The 21,915-nt window shown below is 57.7% G+C and carries 21 protein-coding genes and 1 riboswitch; of the genes, 12 read left to right on the top strand and 9 right to left on the bottom strand.

The features are described from left to right. Positions 1–22 precede the first annotated feature (22 nt). Genes RY075_RS07245 through RY075_RS07235 form a run of 3 tightly spaced genes read left to right on the top strand, consistent with a single transcriptional unit; the run spans position 23 to position 4,087 of the window. Complete coding sequence (locus tag RY075_RS07245) at positions 23–2,566, top strand: fimbria/pilus outer membrane usher protein (protein ID WP_165830998.1); 2,544 nt, start codon at positions 23–25, stop codon at positions 2,564–2,566. 22 nt (positions 2,567–2,588) lie between these two features. Continuing rightward, positions 2,589–3,578 (top strand): fimbrial protein, encoded by a 990-nt coding sequence (locus RY075_RS07240; protein WP_023292952.1) that lies wholly within the window; start codon positions 2,589–2,591, stop codon positions 3,576–3,578. A gap of 5 nt (positions 3,579–3,583) precedes the next feature. Further along, entirely contained in the window at positions 3,584–4,087 is a 504-nt protein-coding gene (locus RY075_RS07235) for a fimbrial protein (protein WP_109948654.1), read from the top strand. On the opposite strand, the gene dinG is transcribed toward RY075_RS07235, so the two are convergent. Together dinG and rhlE are read right to left on the bottom strand one after the other, a co-directional pair. Then, positions 4,074–6,251 carry an ATP-dependent DNA helicase DinG gene (dinG, locus tag RY075_RS07230; protein WP_015571073.1) on the bottom strand — a complete coding sequence of 726 codons (2,178 nt, stop codon included), beginning with the start codon at positions 6,249–6,251 and terminating at the stop codon, positions 4,074–4,076. The genes RY075_RS07235 and dinG overlap by 14 nt on opposite strands. Before the next feature lie 97 nt (positions 6,252–6,348). Then, positions 6,349–7,731, bottom strand: a complete 1,383-nt coding sequence (gene rhlE / locus RY075_RS07225) for an ATP-dependent RNA helicase RhlE (protein WP_003858487.1) — start codon at positions 7,729–7,731, stop codon at positions 6,349–6,351. Between the two features lie 204 nt (positions 7,732–7,935). Here rhlE and cecR point away from each other — a divergent pair, with 204 nt between their 5' ends. From cecR to RY075_RS07200, 5 genes are read left to right on the top strand one after another with little or no spacing between them, the layout of a single operon-like run. Beyond that, on the top strand, positions 7,936–8,613 hold the full coding sequence (gene cecR / locus RY075_RS07220) for a transcriptional regulator CecR (RefSeq protein ID WP_003858489.1): 678 nt from the start codon (positions 7,936–7,938) through the stop codon (positions 8,611–8,613). After that, positions 8,610–9,605, top strand: coding sequence for a secretion protein HlyD (gene hlyD / locus RY075_RS07215; RefSeq protein WP_023315672.1), 996 nt, complete (start codon positions 8,610–8,612; stop codon positions 9,603–9,605). The genes cecR and hlyD overlap by 4 nt, the downstream gene beginning before the upstream one ends. Beyond that, positions 9,598–11,337 (top strand): ATP-binding cassette domain-containing protein, encoded by a 1,740-nt coding sequence (locus tag RY075_RS07210; protein WP_338628361.1) that lies wholly within the window; start codon positions 9,598–9,600, stop codon positions 11,335–11,337. Before hlyD ends, RY075_RS07210 begins: the two co-directional genes overlap by 8 nt. Continuing rightward, the gene (locus tag RY075_RS07205) at positions 11,327–12,460 is read left to right on the top strand and encodes an ABC transporter permease (RefSeq protein WP_032657664.1); all 1,134 of its coding nucleotides are present in this window, start codon (positions 11,327–11,329) and stop codon (positions 12,458–12,460) included. Before RY075_RS07210 ends, RY075_RS07205 begins: the two co-directional genes overlap by 11 nt. Before the next feature lie 9 nt (positions 12,461–12,469). Beyond that, on the top strand, positions 12,470–13,576 hold the full coding sequence (locus RY075_RS07200) for an ABC transporter permease (protein WP_022647506.1): 1,107 nt from the start codon (positions 12,470–12,472) through the stop codon (positions 13,574–13,576). On the opposite strand, the gene RY075_RS07195 is transcribed toward RY075_RS07200, so the two are convergent. Beyond that, positions 13,538–13,948, bottom strand: a complete 411-nt coding sequence (locus RY075_RS07195) for a YbhQ family protein (protein ID WP_003858499.1) — start codon at positions 13,946–13,948, stop codon at positions 13,538–13,540. The two genes, RY075_RS07200 and RY075_RS07195, sit on opposite strands and share 39 nt — an antisense overlap. Before the next feature lie 133 nt (positions 13,949–14,081). Here RY075_RS07195 and RY075_RS07190 point away from each other — a divergent pair, with 133 nt between their 5' ends. The 3 genes from RY075_RS07190 to RY075_RS07180 are packed head-to-tail and all read left to right on the top strand — an operon-like array spanning position 14,082 to position 17,040. Continuing rightward, on the top strand, positions 14,082–14,843 hold the full coding sequence (locus RY075_RS07190; protein WP_023315668.1) for an endonuclease/exonuclease/phosphatase family protein: 762 nt from the start codon (positions 14,082–14,084) through the stop codon (positions 14,841–14,843). Next, the gene (gene clsB, locus RY075_RS07185; RefSeq protein WP_045894946.1) at positions 14,840–16,078 is read left to right on the top strand and encodes a cardiolipin synthase ClsB; all 1,239 of its coding nucleotides are present in this window, start codon (positions 14,840–14,842) and stop codon (positions 16,076–16,078) included. Before RY075_RS07190 ends, clsB begins: the two co-directional genes overlap by 4 nt. After that, a complete protein-coding gene (locus RY075_RS07180; RefSeq protein WP_003858505.1) occupies positions 16,078–17,040 on the top strand; it encodes a YbhN family protein in 963 nt (320 codons plus the stop codon). The genes clsB and RY075_RS07180 overlap by 1 nt, the downstream gene beginning before the upstream one ends. 94 nt (positions 17,041–17,134) lie before the next feature. On the opposite strand, the gene RY075_RS07175 is transcribed toward RY075_RS07180, so the two are convergent. The 6 genes from RY075_RS07175 to moaA form a co-directional block, all read right to left on the bottom strand. Then, entirely contained in the window at positions 17,135–17,842 is a 708-nt protein-coding gene (locus RY075_RS07175) for a Bax inhibitor-1/YccA family protein (protein WP_003858508.1), read from the bottom strand. Positions 17,843–17,900: 58 nt separating this feature from the next. Next, on the bottom strand, positions 17,901–18,353 hold the full coding sequence (gene moaE, locus RY075_RS07170) for a molybdopterin synthase catalytic subunit MoaE (RefSeq protein WP_003858509.1): 453 nt from the start codon (positions 18,351–18,353) through the stop codon (positions 17,901–17,903). Position 18,354: 1 nt separating this feature from the next. After that, entirely contained in the window at positions 18,355–18,600 is a 246-nt protein-coding gene (gene moaD / locus RY075_RS07165) for a molybdopterin synthase sulfur carrier subunit (RefSeq protein WP_003858510.1), read from the bottom strand. After that, positions 18,593–19,078, bottom strand: a complete 486-nt coding sequence (gene moaC, locus RY075_RS07160) for a cyclic pyranopterin monophosphate synthase MoaC (protein WP_003858511.1) — start codon at positions 19,076–19,078, stop codon at positions 18,593–18,595. Before moaC ends, moaD begins: the two co-directional genes overlap by 8 nt. Positions 19,079–19,081: 3 nt before the next feature. Then, positions 19,082–19,594: a molybdenum cofactor biosynthesis protein B gene (moaB, locus tag RY075_RS07155; RefSeq protein WP_213845264.1), complete on the bottom strand. Its 513-nt coding sequence runs from the start codon at positions 19,592–19,594 to the stop codon at positions 19,082–19,084. A 24-nt stretch (positions 19,595–19,618) separates the two neighbouring features. After that, positions 19,619–20,608, bottom strand: a complete 990-nt coding sequence (gene moaA / locus RY075_RS07150; RefSeq protein ID WP_023315666.1) for a GTP 3',8-cyclase MoaA — start codon at positions 20,606–20,608, stop codon at positions 19,619–19,621. Further along, a riboswitch (molybdenum cofactor riboswitch) is annotated at positions 20,596–20,729 on the bottom strand. It overlaps the preceding gene by 13 nt. A 226-nt stretch (positions 20,730–20,955) precedes the next feature. On the opposite strand from moaA, the gene yvcK reads away from it, so the two are divergent. Continuing rightward, on the top strand, positions 20,956–21,864 hold the full coding sequence (yvcK, locus tag RY075_RS07145) for a uridine diphosphate-N-acetylglucosamine-binding protein YvcK (protein WP_023299636.1): 909 nt from the start codon (positions 20,956–20,958) through the stop codon (positions 21,862–21,864). Positions 21,865–21,915: the final 51 nt, after the last annotated feature.

The raw sequence follows: 21,915 nt of genomic DNA, 5'->3' as shown, positions 1-21,915 counted from the left end.
ATTACCCGGTAATAAAATCATCATGTACAGCCATAAAAAGCCGTTCACCTGCCGATTTTCGTCATTGCTGATGGCTATTTGTTGCCTGGCAATGGCGATCTTTGCGCAGCAGGTTTTGGCTGATGATTATTTTAACCCTGCCCTGCTGGACATTGATAACCCGCAGCAGGGAAAGACCGATCTGTCTGTCTATGAAAAAGGTCCCGGCCAGGCGCCAGGTAAATATCAGGTCGCGATCTTTATCAATAACAATAAAATTGATACCCGCGACGTGACCTTCAACTTAGTTAAAGATCCACAGGGCACCAGCACGCTCCAGCCTTGTTTTACACTGGACGAATTAAAGAGCCTCGGGATCAAAACGCAAAAATATCCGCAGCTGAGGGCAGAAGGTCAGTGCGCCGATCTACACGCCATCCCTTCGGCATCCGCGACCTTTCGCGTGCGCAATCAGCAGCTGCTGCTGAGCATTCCGCAAAAGGCGCTCGGTCAGGTACCTCGCGGTTACATCGACCCGAAAGAGTTTGACGAAGGGATCAACGCGGGCCTGCTTAATTACAGCGTCAACGCCAGCCAGAGCCATGCGCGCCAGCAGGGTGAAGAGAATAGCAGCAGCCAGTACGTTAACCTGCGTCCCGGCTTCAACATCGGGGCATGGCGCGTTCGTAACTACTCCACCTGGAATCGCAGCACCACGGGTCATGAGGAGAAACAGAAATTCACCTCCGTTTATACCTATGCGCAACGCGATATTGTGGCGATGAAAAGTGACGTGACGGTGGGCCAAAGCACCTCACCTTCCGACGTTTTTGACAGCGTCCCCTATACCGGCGTGGAGCTAAAATCCGACAGCGACATGCTGCCGGACAGCGAGAAAGGCTATGCCCCTATTATTCGCGGCAGCGCCCACAGCAACGCGCTAGTGATGGTCCGCCAGAACGGGTACGTAATTTATCAGAATACGGTCGCGCCGGGTGCGTTCGAGATTAACGACCTCTACCCCACCGGCAGCAGCGGCGACCTCCAGGTCACGGTGAAAGAAACAGACGGCAGCGAAAGCCACTTCGTGGTGCCGTTTGCCTCCGTGCCGGTATTGCAGCGTGAAAAAAACCTGCGCTACAGCGTAACCGCCGGGCGTTATCGCTCTTATGACAAAGACGTTGAAAAGACCCCGTTTGCCCAGGGCAGCGCCATCTACGGTTTACCCTACGGTTTCACCGCCTACGGTGGCGTGCAGCAGAGCAGCCATTACCAGTCTCAGGCGGCTGGCGTCGGGAAAAACATGGGCGATTTAGGCGCCTTTTCCATTGACGTGACCCGCGCGAAGGCCCTGTTGAAAAAACAGCAGGCCAGCAAAGGCCAGTCGTGGCGCGTGCGCTATAGCAAAGACATCGCCCGGTCAGGCACCAACTTCTCGCTGGCCGGCTATCGCTATAACAGCAAAGGGTTTTACACCCTGGACGACACCATGGAGTCATATACCCGCTCCGACAACTGGTCTGCACCGCAGCAGCGCCGCGCCCGAACCGAAGCCACCATCGACCAGACGCTGCCGGAAGGCTGGGGATCCGTCACCCTGAGCATGGTGAAAGAGACGTACTGGAGTCAGAGCCAGAACATGACCTCGATGAGCGTCAGCTACAACAATAGCTGGCACGGGGTGAGCTACAGCCTCAGCTACAGCATGAACAAAAACACCCAGGACAGCGATGAAGACGGTAACGAGGTGACAAACGACAACCAGTTCTCGCTGAGCGTCTCGGTGCCGCTGGACCGCTGGATGCATAACACCTGGGCCACCTACAACCTGAACAACACCAAAGACGGCACGACGCAGAACATCGGCCTGAACGGCACGGCGCTGAAAGAGGACAACCTGAACTGGAACATCCAGGAAGGGCTGAGCAGCACCGGCAGCGGTAACTCCACCAGCATCAACGCCGATTACAAAGCGACCTATGGCGAAGTGAGCGCAGGCGTCAGTCAGGATAAGTATCAGCAGACCCTGAACGTCGGTTTGCAGGGCGGCGTGGTTGCCCATGCGAACGGAATAACCCTGAGCCAGCCGCTCGGTGACACCATCGCGCTGGTGAAAGCGCCGGGCACGCACGGAACCCATATCACAAACCAGACGGGCGTCGAGACCGATTTCCGCGGCTACACCGTCGTGCCGTTTGTTACCGCGTATCGCCACAACACCATCGCGCTGGATACCGAAACGCTACCGGACAACGCCGACGTCACCCACGCGGCGCAGATCGTGACGCCAACCCGCGGGGCCGTGGTGCGCGCCAGCTTTAACACCCGCGTGGGTAACCGCGTCCTGATGACGCTTACGCAAAAGGGTAAACCGCTGCCCTTCGGCGCAACGGTCACCACCGAAGATAAGGACAGCGAATTTATTGTCGGGAATGACGGCCAGACCTACCTCTCTGGTCTACCGCAGCAAGGGCATCTCTACGTTTCCTGGGGACAGGGGGCGAACGAGCACTGCGTCGCTGACTATGCGCTAACGGATGAGAAAGAGCAAACCAGCATCATTAACGCTGCCGCGCAGTGTCACTGATCCACCGTTCAGGCTAACGATTATGCAAATGATTAAACAGTGCTTTTTCTTACTGGTTCTGGGAACCGCCGCGTTATTTATGCCGCATGCGAAGGCGACCTGTACTACCCCAGACCTGCCGAAAATGATCAACGTGGCCTCTATCTCCGTTCCCACGACGCTGGCCGTTGGCGAAACGATCCCGGGTACAGAGCAAATCGCCCATATCGCCGGTAATTGTGACAATGCGGAAGATAAGGGGCTGGAAATTGTCTCTTGTTACTACGGCACTGGGTCTGAGATTCCAGGCCTGAAGGGTGTCTACGATTCGGGAGTCCCTGGGATCGGTGTGGCCCTGATGAACGATCAGGGGCAGCGCATCAGCGGAGCCGGAGGCGTTAACTGCATTTCCACAGGAACGCCGTTGGGTTATGTTTCCAGCGATGGCAAACAGACCTTTAATTTCGACGTTACGCTGGAGTTGGTCAAAACCAGCGATACCGTAGCGTCAGGCACGCTGAATCAAAGTCAGACCCGTTTTGGGATCGGGGTTTATCACCACGAAGGGCTGGGCGATCCCAACACCATCTCCTATGCAGGCAACGTTATTCTGAAAGAGGTCACCTGCTCCGTCCTGCCGAAAAACCTGACGGTCAATCTGGGGGATTTCCCGGTCAGCGATTTTATCAGCGTGGGGATGCTCTCTTCCCCGGCACGAAACTTTGACGTCACGGTGAACTGCAACAGCACCGTACAGCCTGAAGTGAAAATTACCAGCTCAAACGGCTATGAAACGGCCTTCGAAGGGGTGCTGAAACTCACGCAGCAGACCGGCGTCGCGACGGGCGTCGGTGTCCGAATGCTGTTCGACGACAATATCGCCACCTTTGATACCTACGTTAACACCCGAAGCGAAGCCATTGCCAACGAAACGCTGACCATACCGTTTGAGGTGCGTTACGAGCAGGTCAGCGACGTGGTCACTCCCGGTCCGGCCAACACCGTTGCCACCATCACGCTTGCTTATAAGTAACTGACATGAAGAAGATAATTGCGTTTCTGGCGCTGGGGCTGATCGCCCAGGCACACGCCGAGGATATTCAGATCCAGATGACGGGTAACATTTACGCCAATACCTGCATCATCGACAGCGCCAGCCGGAACCTGACGGTGGATTTAGGTCAGGCGGCATCCGGTGATTTTAAAGACGTGGGCGATACCGGCGAGTGGAAAGACTTCTCCCTGTCAGTATCCCACTGCCCGCCAAGCCTCGCGCTTGCCACCGCCTACTTCTATGGACAGGCGGACAGCACGCACCCCACTAAATTCGCCAATATCGGCAGCGCAAAGGGGCTGGCGCTGGAGCTGGCAGACCGGCAGGACAAAATACTGATTGCCCCGCAGGCCGCCTTTAACGCCGCCATCAATCCGAGCGACCACACGGCAACCTTTCCCCTGTCCGCGCGCTACTACGCCACCTCAATGCCCGTCACTGCCGGGACGTTCAGCAGCGTGATTCAGGTGACATTCACTTACCAGTAGGACCGCGCCTCTTTGCACGGATGCTTTTTGTACGCCCGGCAGAGGGTTTTGCCGGGCGTTTTTTTACCTCCGGCACTTCTGGCTGCTCAATCGGGAAGATCGGCAGCGCATTCAGCAGCCGTTGGCCGTAGTTTTTGGTGAGCAGTCGTTTGTCATAAATCACCACCTCGCCCCAGCAGCCGTGGCTACGGATCAAGCGCCCGACCTGCTGAATAAGGTTAAACGACGCCGCAGGCAGGCTTTGCACTTCAAACGGATAACGGTTCAGGCTTTTCAGCCATTCGCCTTCAGTGATCACCACCGGGCTGTCGATGGGCGGGAAGGCAATTTTGTGGATATGCACCTGCGTCAGGTAGTCACCTTTCAAATCAAGCCCTTCCGCAAAGGACTGTAACCCCACCAGCACGCTGCGCTCGCCGTTATCAATGCGTTTACGGTGGGTTTCCACCAGCCGATAGCGCGGCTGATCGCCCTGCACCAGCAGGAGCAAGCGCAGATCGGTGACGTGCTCCAGGAAGCGTTGCATCGCGCGGCCGCTGGCAAACAGCACCAGCATACCGGGGTATTTTTTACTCTCAACCTGCTCGCGGAAGTAGGCCGCCATTTCCGCAATATGCTGCTCTTCGTTATCGATAAGCGGCTCATAGTTCATGCGCGGGATCACCAGCTTGCCCTGCTCACAGTGGTTGAACGGCGAGTCCAGGGCCACAAAACGGTCCCCCGCTTTCTCTTTCAGGCCGCTCATTTCCTGCAACCTTGAGAAGCTGTTCAGTGAACGCAGGGTCGCCGACGTCACTACCACGTGCGGCACGCTGCGCCAGATCAGCTTTTCCAGCTGATCGGCCACGCGGATGCCCACGCAGTGGAAGAACAGATGTACCTGCCCGTCTCGCACTTCGCGGGTGGCCCACTTTGTCACCGGCGCGCCGGACGCCTGCGCCATTGAGGCCAGCCGCCAGAGTTTGCTCTGCGCCTCAAACATGCCCAGCGCGCGGTTCATTTGCAGCAGAATGCGGTGCAAACGCACCACGTCATGGGTACCGGTTTTCTCGCTGAGATCGTTGAGAAACATCTCCGCCAGCCCGCGCAGCTTTTCAAGGTGCTTCGCCAGCTGCTGACAAATTTCCATCACTTCCTGCGGCAACTCCCCCATCGCAAAGCGGTGTTCCGCCTCCTGGGTGGCGGGGAGATACAGGTTAAGAATGTTATTCAGCGAGGCGATGAGGCCGTACACCTCTTCACAGTGCTCGCTCAACCGCTCCGGAACCGCCAGCGGCGGCGTGGTTTTCGGGCGGAACTGCTCCATGCAGGTTGCCACCAGCTTACAGAACAGATCCAGTTGCAGGCGAAACCACGGGGCGGTAATTTCCGCGCTCATCTCCAGCGCATCCCGCGCCACGTCGGGCAGATGATGACCTTCATCGAGCACCAGCAGCAGGTTTTTGGGCTCCGGCAGGACCGCTTCACTCTCCAGTGCGGCCATCACCAGCGCATGGTTGGCGACAACCACCTCCGCTTCCTGAATCTCACGCCGGGCAACAAAGAAAGGGCATTCGCGGTAGTAGTGACAGTTGCGGTTCAGGCAGCTCGCTTTATCGGTGCTGAGCCTGCGCCACAGGTCGTCGCCGATCGCCTGGCTGGTGTGATCCCGCAGGCCGTCCCACCTGTAGCCGTCGAGATCGGCCTTCAGCTTTGCGCACTGCTCCTGCTCCGCCTTGTTGTTTGGCGTCAGCTCGTCATCAAGAAACGCGAGCAGATCCTGCTGGGAGGGTTCACTGCTGGCCAGCGCCGCCAGATTGCGCGGGCAGACGTAGCGCCCGCGACCAAAGGCGGCGGTGAAGCGTAAATCGGGGATAATTTTGCGCAGCAGCGGCAAATCTTTGCTGAAGATCTGATCCTGCAAGGCCACGTTGGCGGTGCTGACCACCAGCGTTTTGTCCTCCTCCCGCGCGATGGCGATGCCGGGAATGAGATACGACAGGGTTTTCCCGACGCCGGTCGGGGCTTCAATCGCCAGATGTCGCCCGTCGTCCCCGGCGAGCGTTTTTGCCACGTCGGCAATCATCTGCCGCTGCGGCGCTCGGGGGATAAAATCGGGGATCTGCTGCTGTAGCGCCTTATACCAGGCGCCTATTTGCGCTTTCAGCGCAGCGGTTAAAGCCATCGGAAAACCTGAAATACTGTATAAACAGCCACTATTGTGGCACTTTCTCTCCGCTGCCGCAAAAAGAAAAGCCCGGCTTTACGACCGGGCTTCCAGATTACTGCGGGTTAGCAGGTTTACGCGGGCGGCGTCGGCGCTGCCCCTCGCCTGCCGGTTTCCCTTCGCCGCTACGCCACGGGTTTTCACCGGCTGGTTTGCTGTCGTTATTACGACGCGGCGGTTTGCCCGAAGATTTCGGCGCGCCACCTTCTGAACGACGCGGCTGCTGACCGCGACCACCGCCGCCCTGACCGCGTCCGCCACCCTGACGACCGTTCTGAATTGGCTCGGCTTTGATCGACGGGTCCACTTCATAGCCCGGGGTTTCAATGCGCGGGATCTCTTTCTTCAGCAGGCGTTCGATGTCACGCAGCAGCTTGTGCTCGTCCACGCAAACCAGAGAGAGCGCTTCACCGGTGGCCGCCGCACGGCCGGTACGGCCGATACGGTGAACGTAATCTTCCGGCACGTTTGGCAGCTCGTAGTTCACCACGTGCGGCAGCTCTTCGATATCCAGACCGCGTGCGGCGATGTCGGTTGCCACCAGCACGCGAATGTCGCCAGATTTAAAGTCCGCCAGCGCGCGGGTACGCGCGCCCTGGCTCTTGTTGCCGTGGATCGCCGCGCTGCGGATGCCGTCTTTATTCAGCTGTTCCGCCAGGTGGTTGGCGCCGTGCTTGGTGCGGGTAAAGACCAGCACCTGCTGCCAGTTGCCCTGTCCGATCATCTGGGAGAGCAGTTCCCGCTTGCGCTTCTTATCCACAAAGTGAACGTGCTGCGTCACCTGCTCGGAGGCGGTGTTGCGGCGCGCGACTTCCACTTCCAGCGGGTTATGCAGCAGCTTTTCCGCCAGCGCCTTGATCTCGTCGGAGAAGGTCGCGGAGAAGAGCAGGTTCTGACGACGCGTCGGCAGCTTCGCCAGCACGCGGCGAATGTCGTGGATGAAGCCCATGTCCAGCATACGGTCGGCTTCGTCCAGCACCAGAATTTCGATGTTATCGAGCTTCACCGCGTTCTGGTGTTCCAGATCCAGCAGACGCCCCGGCGTTGCCACCAGCACGTCCACGCCGCCGCGCAGCTTCATCATCTGCGGGTTAATGCTTACCCCGCCGAAAACTACCAGCGAACGAATGTTGAGGTAGCGGCTGTATTCACGCACGTTCTCGCCAATCTGGGCCGCCAGCTCGCGGGTTGGGGTGAGGATCAGCGCACGCACCGGACGACGGCCTTTGGCGTGCGGCTGGTTTTTTACCAACAGCTCCAGCAGCGGCAGGGTAAAGCCCGCGGTCTTACCGGTACCGGTCTGCGCGCTTGCCATCAGGTCACGGCCCTGCAAAACGGCCGGAATGGCCTGCTGCTGGATAGGGGTTGGCTCAACGTAGCCCTGCTCTGCGATGGCGCGCAGAATTTCCGGGTTCAGACCAAGGGAATCAAAAGACATAAAAACTCCGAACCGCCCCGACCATCACAGGTGTAGTTTTCAGGGAGATATAACGAATAGAAGGACAAAAACCACAATGTCGCGAAGGTGCGGAGTGTAGCAGCTTTTGTGACGTGGCGCATAAAATATCCCCGGCGATGACTCGACGTTTGCGCAAATCAGGCATAATCTTAATCAATCGATTGATTAATTTTTAATGCTGCTATGAATACAACCCCAACGACAACCAAAGGCGAACAGGCGAAAAGTCAGCTTATCGCCGCCGCGCTGGCGCAGTTTGGCGAGTATGGTCTGCATGCCACCACGCGGGATATCGCCGCTCAGGCCGGGCAGAATATTGCGGCCATTACCTACTATTTTGGTTCAAAAGAGGATTTATACCTCGCCTGCGCCCAGTGGATCGCGGATTTTATCGGCACCAGCTTTCGCCCGCACGTGGAAGAAGCCACCGCGCTGTTCAGCCAGCCAGAGCCTGACCGGGCTGCCATCCGCCAGCTGATCCTTAACGCCTGTCACAACATGATCCGCCTGCTGACGCACGACGATACGCTGAACCTGAGCAAATTTATCTCCCGCGAGCAGCTCTCCCCCACTGCCGCGTACCAGCTGGTGCACGATCAGGTGATCGCCCCGATGCACAGCCATCTGACCCGGCTGATCGCCGCCTATACCGGACGGGACGCCAGCGATACCGACACCATTTTGCATACCCACGCCCTGCTGGGCGAAGTGCTCGCCTTCCGTCTGGGGCGTGAGACCATCCTGTTACGTACGGGCTGGACACAATTCGATGAGGATAAAGCCGCGCAAATTAGCCAGGTCATTACCTGTCACGTTGATCTGATCCTGCAAGGCTTAACGCAAAGGAGCCAGAAGTCATGAAAAAACCTGTCGCCATCATTCTGGTGGTTGTTGTCTTGCTTGCCGCGGGAACAGGCGGCTGGCTGTGGTATCAGAGCCAGCAGGATCGTGGCCTGACGCTGTATGGCAACGTGGATATCCGCACCGTGAACATGAGCTTCCGCGTTGGCGGACGGCTGGCCTCGCTGAACGTTGACGAAGGCGATGCCATCAAAGCCGGGCAGACGCTGGGGATGCTGGACAAAGCCCCGTTTGAGAACGCGCTGATGCAGGCAAAAGCAGGCGTCTCCGTCGCACAGGCGCAATACGACCTGATGCTGGCGGGCTATCGTGACGAAGAGATCTCCCAGGCGGCCGCTGCCGTTAAGCAGGCAAAAGCCGCCTATGACTATGCGCAGAATTTCTATAACCGTCAGCAAGGCTTATGGAAAAGCCGTACTATTTCCGCCAACGACCTGGAAAACGCGCGCTCATCCCGCGACCAGGCACAGGCGACGCTGAAATCTGCCCAGGATAAGCTAAGCCAGTACCGCACCGGTAACCGTGCGCAGGACATTGCCCAGGCGAAGGCCAGCCTTGAGCAGGCGCAGGCGCAGTTAGCCCAGGCGGAGCTGGATCTGCACGACACCACGTTAATCGCCCCGTCTGACGGCACGCTGATGACCCGCGCCGTGGAGCCGGGCAGCATGCTCAGCGCGGGCAGCACCGTGTTAACGCTCTCCTTAACCCGTCCGGTGTGGGTGCGCGCTTACATTGATGAGCCGAATCTTGGCCAGATGCAGCCGGGCCGCGAACTGCTGCTCTATACCGACGGTCGCCCGGACAAGCCTTATCACGGCAAAGTGGGCTTCGTCTCCCCTACCGCCGAGTTCACGCCAAAAACCGTTGAAACCCCGGACCTGCGTACCGACCTGGTGTATCGCCTGCGCATCATCGTCACCGATGCGGACGACGCGCTGCGTCAGGGCATGCCTGTTACCGTGACCTTAAACGACGGGGAACGACATGAATGACGCGGTTATCCAGCTCAACAATCTGGTCAAACGCTTCCCGGGAATGGCTAAACCGGCGGTCGCACCGCTGAATTGTACGATTCAGAAAGGCTATGTGACCGGGCTGGTGGGGCCGGACGGCGCGGGTAAAACCACGCTGATGCGGATGCTGGCGGGATTGCTGAAGCCGGATGAAGGCAGTGCCAGCGTGCTTGGCCTCGATCCGATCAAAGACGACGCGGCGCTCCACGGCATACTCGGCTATATGCCGCAGAAGTTTGGTCTGTACGAAGACCTGACGGTGATGGAAAACCTCAACCTGTACGCCGACCTGCGCAGCGTCACCGGCGAAACCCGGGAGAAAACCTTCGAGCGCCTGCTGGCGTTCACCTCCCTCGGCCCGTTCACCGAACGGCTGGCGGGCAAACTTTCCGGCGGGATGAAGCAGAAGCTGGGGCTGGCCTGCACGCTGGTGGGCGAACCGAAGGTGCTGTTGCTGGATGAACCCGGCGTCGGCGTGGACCCGATTTCCCGCCGTGAACTGTGGCAGATGGTGCACGAGCTGGCGGGTGACGGCATGCTGATCCTCTGGAGTACCTCATACCTTGATGAAGCAGAACAGTGCCGCGACGTGCTGCTGATGAATGAAGGCGAACTGCTCTATCAGGGCGAACCCACCGAGCTGACGCAAACCATGGCCGGGCGAAGTTTTCTGCTGCACAGCGCGCAGGAATCCAACCGCACGCTGCTGCAACGGGTGCTGAAGCTGCCCCAGGTGAGCGACGGGATGATTCAGGGCCGTTCGGTGCGCGTGATCCTCAAAAAAGAGGCCACCGCCGACGATATCCGGCGTGCGCAGGGGATGCCTGAGATCGACATGACAGAGACCGCGCCGCGCTTTGAAGATGCGTTTATCGATCTGCTGGGCGGGGCGGGAACCTCAGAATCACCGCTTGGCGCCATTCTGCACACGGTGGAAGGTACGCCGGGCGAAACGGTCATTGAAGCGAAATCGCTCACCAAAAAATTCGGCGACTTCGCCGCCACCGATAACGTCAATTTTGCCGTGAAGCGCGGCGAGATATTTGGCCTGCTCGGGCCGAACGGCGCAGGAAAATCCACCACCTTTAAAATGATGTGCGGTCTGCTGGTACCGACATCCGGCAAGGCGCTGGTGCTGAACATGGATCTCAAAGTCAGCTCCGGCAAGGCGCGCCAGCACCTGAGCTATATGGCGCAGAAGTTTTCGCTCTACGGCAACCTGACGGTGGAGCAAAATCTGCGATTTTTCTCCGGCGTCTATGGCCTGCGGGGACGGGCGCAGAACCAGAAGATCGGCCGCATGTGCGACGCCTTCGGCCTGACCGATATCGCCTCGCAGGCGACCGACGCGCTGCCGCTTGGCTTCAAACAGCGGCTGGCGCTGGCCTGCTCGTTGATGCACGAGCCGGATATCCTGTTTCTTGATGAACCTACGTCAGGCGTGGACCCCCTCACCCGCCGTGAATTCTGGTTGCATATCAATAGCATGGTGGAAAAAGGCGTGACCGTGATGGTCACCACCCACTTTATGGACGAGGCGGAGTATTGCGACCGTATCGGGCTGGTCTATCGCGGCAAGCTGATTGCCCACGGCACGCCGGATGACCTGAAAGCGCAGGCCGCCGACGACGCGCAGCCAGACCCGACCATGGAGCAGGCGTTTATCACCCTCATTCACGACTGGGATAAGGAGAATACTCATGCGCAGTAACGCCCTCTCCTGGCGCCGGGTGCGCGCCCTGTGCGTTAAAGAGACGCGTCAGATCGTGCGCGACCCCAGCAGCTGGCTGATTGCGGTGGTGATCCCCCTGCTGCTGCTGTTTATCTTTGGCTACGGCATTAACCTGGACTCCAGCAAGCTGCGGGTCGGGATTTTACTCGAACAGCAGAGCGAAGAGGCGCTGGACTTTACCCACGCCATGACCGGTTCGCCCTACATTGACGCCACCATCAGCGACAATCGTCAGGAGCTGATCCAGAAGATGCAGGCCGGGAAGATTCGCGGTCTGATCGTCATTCCGGTGGATTTTGCCGCCAACATGGCGCGGGCGAATACCGATGCGCCGATCCAGGTCATCACTGACGGCAGCGAGCCAAACACCGCGAACTTCGTGCAGGGCTACGCGGAGGGGATCTGGCAGCTCTGGCAGATGCAGCGCGCCGAAGACCGGGGGGAGGAGTTTGAACCGCTGATTGACGTGCAGACGCGCTACTGGTTTAACCCCGCCGCCATCAGCCAGCACTTTATTATTCCGGGCGCGGTAACGATTATTATGACGGTGATCGGCGCGATTCTGACCTCGCTGGTCATCGCCCGCGAATGGGAGCGCGGCACCATGGAGGCGCTGCTCTCGACCGAAGTGACGCGCGTCGAGCTGCTGCTGTGCAAGCTTATTCCCTACTACTTCCTCGGCATGCTGGCGATGCTGCTCTGCATGCTGGTGTCCGTCTTTATCCTCGGCGTGCCGTACCGCGGCTCGCTGGTGGTGCTGTTCTTTATCACAAGCCTGTTCTTACTCAGCACGCTGGGGATGGGACTGCTCATCTCCACCATCACCCGCAACCAGTTTAACGCCGCGCAGGTGGCGCTGAACGCCGCTTTCCTGCCGTCAATAATGCTCTCAGGGTTTATCTTCCAGATAGACAGCATGCCTGCCGTCATCCGCGCCGTGACCTACATTATCCCGGCGCGCTACTTCGTGAGCACGCTGCAAAGCCTGTTCCTGGCGGGGAATATTCCGGTAGTGCTGATTATCAACACGCTGTTTTTAATGGCGTCGGCGGTGATGTTTATCGGGTTGACGTGGATGAAAACCAAACGGCGGTTAGATTAAGGAGCGCGCATGTTTCACCGTTTATGGACACTGATCCGCAAAGAGCTGCAATCCCTGCTGCGCGAGCCGCAGACCCGCGCCATTCTGGTGCTGCCGGTGCTGCTTCAGGTTGTACTGTTTCCGTTTGCCGCCACGCTGGAGGTCACCAACGCCACCATCGCCATTTACAACGAAGACAATGGCAAGCATTCCGTCGAGCTGACGCAGCGTTTCGCCCGCGCCAAAGCCTTTACCCATGTCCTGCTGCTGCAAAGCCCGCAGGCGATCCAGCCCACCATCGACACGCAGAAAGCATTATTGCTGGTGCGCTTCCCGGCGGATTTCTCCCGCAATCTGGATACCTTCCAGACCGCGCCGATGCAGCTGATCCTCGACGGGCGTAACTCCAACAGCGCCCAGATTGCGGCGAACTATTTGCAGCAGGTAGTGAAGGACTACCAGCAGGAGCTGATGGCGGGCAAACCCAAACCCAACAACAGCGAACTGGTGGTGCGCAACTGGTATAACCCGAATCTGGACTACAAGTGGTTTGTGGTGCCGTCGCTGATCGCCATGATCACTACCATCGGAGTGATGATTGTGACCTCTCTCTCCGTCGCCCGCGAGCGCGAACAGGGCACGCTGGATCAGCTGCTGGTCTCGCCGCTCGCCACCTGGCAGATATTTGTCGGCAAGGCGGTGCCGGCACTGATTGTCGCGACGTTCCAGGCCACCATCGTGCTGGGGGTGGGAATATGGGCGTACCAGATCCCGTTTGCCGGATCGCTGGCGCTGTTTTACTTCACGATGGTGATTTACGGCCTGTCGCTGGTGGGGTTTGGGCTGCTGATTTCCGCGCTATGCTCAACGCAGCAGCAGGCGTTTATTGGGGTGTTTGTCTTTATGATGCCGGCGATTTTGCTTTCTGGGTACGTTTCGCCAGTGGAGAACATGCCGGTGTGGTTACAGGATTTGACGTGGATAAACCCGATTCGTCACTTCACGGATATCACCAAGCAGATCTATCTGAAGGATGCGAGTCTGGATATTGTGTGGGGAAGTTTGTGGCCGCTACTGGTCATCGCGGCCACTACGGGCTCAGTGGCCTATGCGATGTTTAGACGAAACATCGCGTAGCTTTTTCTCTTTGGTGAGCAACGACACCACCGCGGGTCCTGCGAGGATAGCCAGACCCGCCAGGGCCAGCAGCAGGTTGTTTTGCAGCACGCGTGACAACAGCCACAGGACGATCATTGCCGCACCAAAATACCAGGTGGTGGTGAGCTCTTCGAGCACATCTCCCACTTCGCGCCAGCGCGCGTCGTGATGACGCTGTAAAAACAGCATCGACAGCACGGTCACGCCGTAAACCACGCATAACCCTAAGCCAACACGCACCAGCGTGCCGCTCATCCAGCCCATCACCAGTACGGCCACGACCAGTAAATGCAACATTATCTGCCAGCAACTCAAACCGGTTGCGACACGAACGCGTTGTTGCCACTTCATGGCTTCTCTCCTGAAGGATTTTTCTCTGCTAATTCAGACTACCGCACTTTACGGAAAATTCCGTAACGCCGCATCTTTTTGTGACGCCTACTACACTTTATTTTCATCGGGATAGTCACCCAGGAAGGTGTTTATGAGCAAAAAAACGCAGCATTTCTCGCTTAAGGTGCTGACGATAAACATTCATAAGGGCTTCACAGCATTTAACCGCCGCTTCATTTTACCGGAGCTGCGCGACGCGGTACGCACCGTCAGCGCCGATATTGTCTGCCTCCAGGAGGTCATGGGCGCGCATGAAGTGCACCCGATGCATTTCGAAAACTGGCCCGACACGCCCCACTACGAGTTTCTGGCGGATACCATGTGGAGCGATTACGCCTACGGGCGCAATGCGGTCTACCCGGAGGGGCATCACGGTAACGCGGTGCTGTCGCGTTTTCCTATCGAGCATTATGAGAACCGGGACGTCTCCGTTGGCGAGAGTGAAAAACGCGGGCTGTTATACTGTCGTATCACCCCCCCAGAGCTCGATTTTCCCATTCATGTAGGCTGTGTTCATCTTGGCCTGCGTGAAGCCCACCGTCAGGCTCAGCTACAGATGCTGGCAGACTGGACCAATGCGCTGCCGGAGGGCGAGCCCGTGGTGGTGGCCGGTGATTTCAACGACTGGCGACAGCGTGCCAACCATCCGCTGAAGGTGAATGCGGGGCTGGAGGAGATTTTTACCCGCGCACGCGGTCGTCCCGCGCGAACGTTTCCGGTGCGCTTCCCCCTGCTGCGCCTTGACCGCATCTACGTAAAAAATGCCCACGCCAGCAGCCCGACGGCGCTGGCTTTACTCAACTGGCGACATCTCTCCGACCATGCCCCACTCAGCGCGGAGATCCACTTATGAAATGCACATGGCAGGAAGGTAACCGTATTACGCTGCTGGAAAATGGCGATAACTATTATCCGGCGGTTTTTGAGGCGATTAGCCACGCACAGCAGAAAGTCTTTCTGGAAACGTTTATCTGGTTTGAAGATGACGTGGGCAGGCAGTTGCATAGCGCACTGCTGCATGCCGCTCGTCGCGGTATAAAAATCGAGGTCCTGCTCGACGGATATGGTTCGCCGGATCTCAGCGACGAATTTGTTAACGAGCTCACCGCCGCAGGGGTGGTGTTCCGCTATTACGATCCCGGCCCGCGTCTGTTCGGGATGCGCACCAACCTGTTCCGCCGTATGCACCGCAAAATTGTGGTGGTGGATGAAACGGTGGCCTTCGTTGGCGGCATTAACTACTCCGCCGAACATATGTCGGATTACGGTCCTGAGGCCAAACAGGATTATGCAATCCGCATTGAGGGGCCGGTGGTACAGGACATCCAGCTGTTCGTGCTGGAAAACTTACCCGGCAAAGAGGCCGCTCGCCGCTGGTGGCGACGCCGTCATCGCCCGGAAGAGAACCGCAAGCCCGGCGAGGCGCAGGCCCTGTTCGTCTGGCGTGATAACGAGGAGCATCGGGACGATATCGAGCGTCATTACCTGAAGATGCTGGCGAACGCGAAGCGCGAGGTGATTATCGCCAACGCCTATTTCTTCCCCGGTTACCGGATTTTGCATGCCATGCGCAACGCGGCCCGACGCGGCGTGAGCGTGAAGCTTATCGTGCAGGGTGAGCCCGATATGCCGATTGTGAAGGTGGGCGCGCGTCTGCTCTATCGCTATCTGGTCAAAAGCGGCGTGCAGATCTATGAATATCGCCGCCGCCCGCTGCACGGCAAAGTCGCCGTGATGGATGACCACTGGGCGACCGTCGGCTCCAGCAACCTTGATCCGCTGAGCTTATCGCTGAATCTGGAAGCGAACCTCATCATCCACGATCGCCAGTTTAATCACACCCTGCGCGATAACCTTCAGGGTCTTATTAATAAAGACTGCGTGCGTGTGGATGAGTCCATGGTGCCGAAACGCAGCTGGTGGAACGTGGGCATCGGCGTGGTGGTGTTCCACTTCCTGCGCCACTTCCCGGCCATGGTGGGCTGGCTGCCCGCGCATACGCCGAAACTGGCGCTGGTGGATCCGCCTGTGCAACCCGAAATGGAAACCCAGGACCGCGTAGAGGCGGAAGATGGAGGGAAAACCTGATGTCAAAATCTCATCCTCGCTGGCGGCTGGCGAAAAAAATCCTGACCTGGCTGTTCTTTATTGCCGTCGCGGTCCTGCTGGTGGTGTATGCCCAGAAGGTGGACTGGGAAGAGGTGTGGAAAGTTATTCGCAACTACAACCGGACAGTCCTGCTGGGTGCCGTTGGGCTGGTGATTGTGAGCTACCTGATGTACGGCTGCTATGACCTGCTGGGACGCGCCTACTGCGGGCATAAGCTTGCCAAACGGCAGGTTATGCTGGTGTCATTCATCTGCTACGCCTTTAACCTGACGCTGAGCACCTGGGTGGGCGGGATTGGTATGCGCTATCGCCTGTACTCCCGCCTTGGCTTACCGGGCGGCACCATTACGCGTATTTTCTCCTTAAGCATCACCACCAACTGGCTGGGGTATATTCTGCTGGGCGGGGTGATTTTCACCATCGGCGTGGTGCAGCTGCCTGCGCACTGGTACATCGATGAGGCCACTCTGCGCATTCTGGGCATCGTACTGCTGCTGATCATCGCGGCCTACCTGTGGGCCTGCGCCTTTGCCAAACGTCGTCACATGACCATTAAAGGCCAGAAGCTGGTGCTGCCGTCATGGAAGTTTGCCGTCCTGCAAATGGTGGTTTCCAGCGCCAACTGGATGGCGATGGGGGCTATTATCTGGCTGTTAATTGGCGAAGATGTGAATTACTTCTTCGTGCTGGGCGTGTTGCTGGTAAGCAGTATTGCCGGGGTGATTGTGCATATTCCGGCGGGTATTGGCGTACTGGAAGCGGTGTTTATCGCGCTGCTTGCGGGGGAGCATGTGTCTCACGGGACGATTATCGCCGCCCTGCTCGCGTACCGCATGATCTACTACTTCCTGCCGCTGGCGCTGGCAACGGTCTGTTATCTGGTGCTGGAGAGTCGGGCGAAGAAGCTGCGCGCGAAGAACGAGAAGGCGATGGCAAAATAAAAGCAAAACGGCAACTTCGTTGCCGTTTTTAGGGTTTGTTCCCTCTCCCTGTGGGAGAGCGTCAGGGTGAGGGCATCAGACAGCGCCACCCTCACTAACGACGGTTGCCGAAGATACGCAGCAGCATCAGGAACAGGTTGATGAAGTCCAGATAAAGCGTCAACGCGCCCAGAATCGAGTATTTGCGCAGGTTTGAACTGTCACGAACATCAATTTGTTCACCGATGTTTTTCAGCTTCTGGGTGTCGTAGGCGGTTAAGCCCACGAAGATCACCACCCCGATATAGGTCACCGCCCACATCAGCGCGTCACTTTTCAGCCACAGGTTCACCAGCGACGCCAGCACAATCCCAATCAGCCCCATAAACAGCATGTTGCCGAAGCCGCTCAGGTCACGTTTGGTGGTGTAACCGTACAGGCTCATCACACCGAACATCCCGCCGGTCACCACAAAGGTGCTGGCGATGGAGGAGTAGGTGTAAACGATGAAAATACTGGAAAGCGTCAGCCCGGTCAGCGCCGAATAGAGCATAAACAGCGTGGTCGCCATACCCGAGCTGAGCTTGTGCACCAGCCCGGAGAGCACAAATACCAGCGCCAGTTGCGCAATAATCAGCCCAAAGAAGGTGATTTTGCTGGAGAAGATAAACATCATCAGTTCAGGCGTGTTTGCCGCATACCACGCGATAAACGCGGTAAGCAGCAGGCCAACCGTCATCCAGCCATATACCTGAGCCATGTAGGTTTGCAGCCCGCTACGGGTCTGCTGAACTATCGAATCGGAACGCGGAAATCGGTCCATGATTCACTCCTGATTAAGTAAACACACACGTTAAGACTAACACATCCACGTAAACCTGTTACCAACGGCTGGCGGCATGCTTATCGCTGTCGCGTGATTCCACCCAGCGCTCACCTTCCGGCGTCGCTTCACGTTTCCAGAACGGCGCTTTGGTTTTAAGATAATCCATGATGAACTCCCCCGCCGCAAACGCACTCCCGCGATGGGCGCTGGTGACGCCGACAAACACAATCTCTTCGCCGGGCCACATTTCGCCGATGCGATGGATAACCGTAACGCGTCCCAGCGGCCAGCGGCCTCGCGCCTCTTCGACAATGGCCGCCAGTGATTTTTCGGTCATCCCCGGATAGTGCTCCAGCGTCAGCGCTTTTACGCTGTCGCCGAGGTTGTGGTTACGCACTTTTCCGGTAAACGTCACGACCGCGCCGTCTTCATCGCGCTCTGCCAGCCAGCTGTATTCGGTACCGACGCTAAAGCGCTCAGGGCCGACCAGAATTCGGGTTTCCGTCATCTTAACCCCCTGTTACCGGCGGGAAGAAGGCCACTTCGTCCCCATCGGCCAGCGGGTGGGTCAACTCCACCAGCGTCTGATTCACGGCGGCCAGCAGTTTGCCTTCATCCAGCGCCAGCGCCCAACGGTCGCCCTGCGCCGCCAGATGCGCGCGCAGGGCGGCGACGTTTTCGAAAGAGCCGTCCAGCGTCAGGCTGTCGGTATTGACCAGCTCACGGACCTGGGCAAAAAAGAGCACCTTAATCATGGCTTTCCACCTTAAAATCACCGGATTTGCCGCCGCTTTTTGCCAACAGACGCACCGGGCCAATCACCATATCTTTCTGCACCGCTTTACACATGTCGTAGATGGTCAGCGCCGCCACGGAGGCCGCCGTCAACGCCTCCATCTCCACGCCGGTTTTCCCGGTTAAGCGGCACAAGGACTCGATACGCACGCGGTTATGCGCCGGCTGCGCCTGCAAATTTACCTCCACTTTGCTGAGCATCAGCGGATGGCAGAGCGGGATGAGGTCCCAGGTACGTTTAGCGGCCTGAATACCAGCGATACGGGCGGTGGCAAACACATCACCCTTGTGATGGCTGCCGTCGATAATCATCGCCAGCGTCTCCGGCAGCATGGTGATGAACGCTTCAGCACGCGCCTCGCGCACCGTTTCGGCTTTGGCGGAGACATCCACCATATGCGCTTCGCCAGCGGCGTTTATGTGGGTCAGTTGTGACATAGCTTATTTCTTTAAATGGGGATGGAAATTACACGGACGGGTACGAGCATCCAGCTGCGGGGCAATAATGTTTTCCCACGCGGTGCGGCAGGCTTTGGTCGACCCCGGCATGGCGAAGATCAGCGTCTTGTTCGCCACCCCCGCGACAGCACGGGACTGAAGCGTAGAGGTACCAATCTCTTCAAACGAGAGCATGCGGAACACTTCGCCGAAGCCTTCCACTTCGCGATCGAACAGCGGGAGCAGCGCTTCCGGCGCCTGGTCGCCTGCGGTAAAGCCGGTGCCGCCAGTGATCAGCACCACCTGGACGTCATTGTTCGCAATCCACTGTGAGACCTGAGCGCGAATGGCGTAACGGTTTTCTTTGACGATCGCTTTATCAACAATCTGGTGTCCGGCTTCGTGTGCCGCCTCGCGCAGCCAGTGGCCGGAGGTATCATCCTCTTCACCACGACGTTCGGAAACGGTAAGAATAGCAATGCGTGTCGGGATAAATTCCGCGCTTACTTGACTCATCTTCTGGTTCCTTCTAAAGCCTGATTACCCGCCGATATAGGACAGGTTCTGAGTAATGCCGGTGTTGCCCTGATGCAGGAAATGGGTCTGCTTTTTGTGCGTCAGCGCCTCGGAAATGCGTGCTTCAAGCGCGTCCTGTTGAGCGTCATCTTCCAGCAAATCGCGCAGATCGACGCCGCCATCCCCGAACAGGCAAAGATGGAGCTTGCCAACGGAGGAGACACGCAGGCGGTTGCAGCTGGCACAGAAGTCTTTTTCATAGGGCATGATCAGGCCGATTTCGCCTTCATAATCCGGATGACAAAAAACCTGCGCCGGGCCATCGCTGCGCTGGCGGATCTGGTGGATCCAGCCGCGTTTCAGCAGTTCATCGCGCAACACCATGCCGGAAATATGGTGACGGCGGAACAGCTCGCTGCCCTCGCCCGTTTCCATCAGCTCGATAAAACGCAGTTGAATGGGACGGGATTTAATCCACGCCAGGAAGGTGTCCAACTGATGGTGGTTTACGTCGCGCATCAGCACCGTGTTGACTTTGACTTTTTCGAACCCGGCGGTAAACGCCGCATCGATGCCGTCCATCACCTGGCGGAACTTGTCCTGACCGGTAATGGCGTGAAACTGCCGGGCATCAAGGCTGTCCACGCTGACGTTGATCGCCGTCAGCCCCGCATCGCGCCAGTTCGCCACGTCACGCGCCATGCGGTAACCGTTGGTGGTCACCGCGATCTGGCGGATACGTTCGTTTTCACGCACGGCGGCAATAATGTCAGGGAAATCACGACGCAGGGAGGGCTCTCCCCCGGTAAGACGCACTTTTTCCGTGCCGAGTTCCGAGAACGCACGCGTAACGCGGCGTACTTCATCCACGGAGAGAAAGCCATTATTGGTGACGCTGCCCGGCTTGTAGCCATCGGGCAGGCAGTAGGTGCAACGGAAGTTGCACACATCGGTAATCGACAGACGCAAGTAGTAAAACTTACGCGCGAAAGCATCAGTAAGTTGTGAAGCCATGTACACCTTTCCAGATCGGGAGGCACAGTCATTTCTTTCTGTACCCTGGTGGCAAATCCGCCACGGCCAGGGCGCCATATCTCTCGACACAGGCGCCAGGGCTAGAGTGTATGTTTTCAGTTTTGAAAACGTGGTTATGGCGATAGTAGCGTGGAAATCGCCACTTCGCCATTGTCGCTTTTCGCTATATAAATTTATACATAACGATGTTATCGTGCATTTTCACTACAGAATACGCAAAAACAGCGCTTTCGCATTGATATACGTCATTATGGATTGTGAGAGGCATCGTCTTTTAGGAGTAGTTGCGTTACTGTGACGCAAGCTTAACAGGATAAGGAATAGGTATGCGCAATCGCACTTTTGCGGATCTGGACCGCGTGGTCGCTCTTGGCGGAGGTCACGGGCTGGGACGGGTTATGTCGTCGTTATCGTCACTGGGCTCACGCCTGACGGGCATCGTGACAACAACGGACAACGGCGGCTCAACCGGGCGGATCCGACGTGCTGAAGGCGGGATAGCCTGGGGCGACATGCGCAACTGCCTCAACCAGCTCATCACTGAGCCAAGCGTGGCCTCGGCGATGTTTGAGTACCGTTTTGGCGGGAATGGCGAACTTTCAGGCCATAACCTTGGAAATCTGATGTTAAAGGCGCTGGATCACCTGAGCGTGCGCCCTCTGGAAGCGATCAATTTAATTCGTAACCTGCTAAAAGTGGATGCGTTCCTGATCCCAATGTCCGAACAGCCGGTAGATTTGATGGCGATCGATGCTGACGATCACGAAGTGTATGGTGAAGTGAATATCGACCAGCTTCTTCTGCCGCCAAAAGAGCTGATGACCTACCCCAGCGTACCCGCAACGCGTGAAGCGGTAGAAGCGATTGGCGAGGCCGATCTGATCCTGATTGGGCCGGGAAGTTTTTACACCAGCCTGATGCCGATCCTGCTGGTGAAAGAGCTGGCGCAGGCGCTGCGCAGAACGCCTGCGCCCATGGTCTATATCGGTAATTTAGGCCGCGAACTCAGCCCGGCGGCGGCAAGCCTGTCGCTGGCGGATAAGCTGGACCTGATGGAACAGTACGTTGGTAAGAAAATTATCGATGGTGTCGTGGTCGGGCCGAAAGTGGATGTGTCAGGGATTGGCGATCGCGTGGTGGTACAGGAGCCGCTGGAAGCCAGCGATATTAAATATCGCCACGACCGCCATCTGCTACGCGAGGCTCTGGAGAAGGCGATTCAGGCATTAGGTTAGGTTCGTTTTGTGCGGCCTGATGCCCTCATCCCGGCCCTCTCCCACAGGGAG

It is taken from the genome of Enterobacter sp. JJBC, from assembly GCF_036936505.1.
Classification (GTDB): domain Bacteria; phylum Pseudomonadota; class Gammaproteobacteria; order Enterobacterales; family Enterobacteriaceae; genus Enterobacter; species Enterobacter hormaechei_C.
The sequence above is the reverse complement of the archived record's forward strand: the minus strand, read 5'-3'. Positions and strand labels throughout refer to the sequence as shown.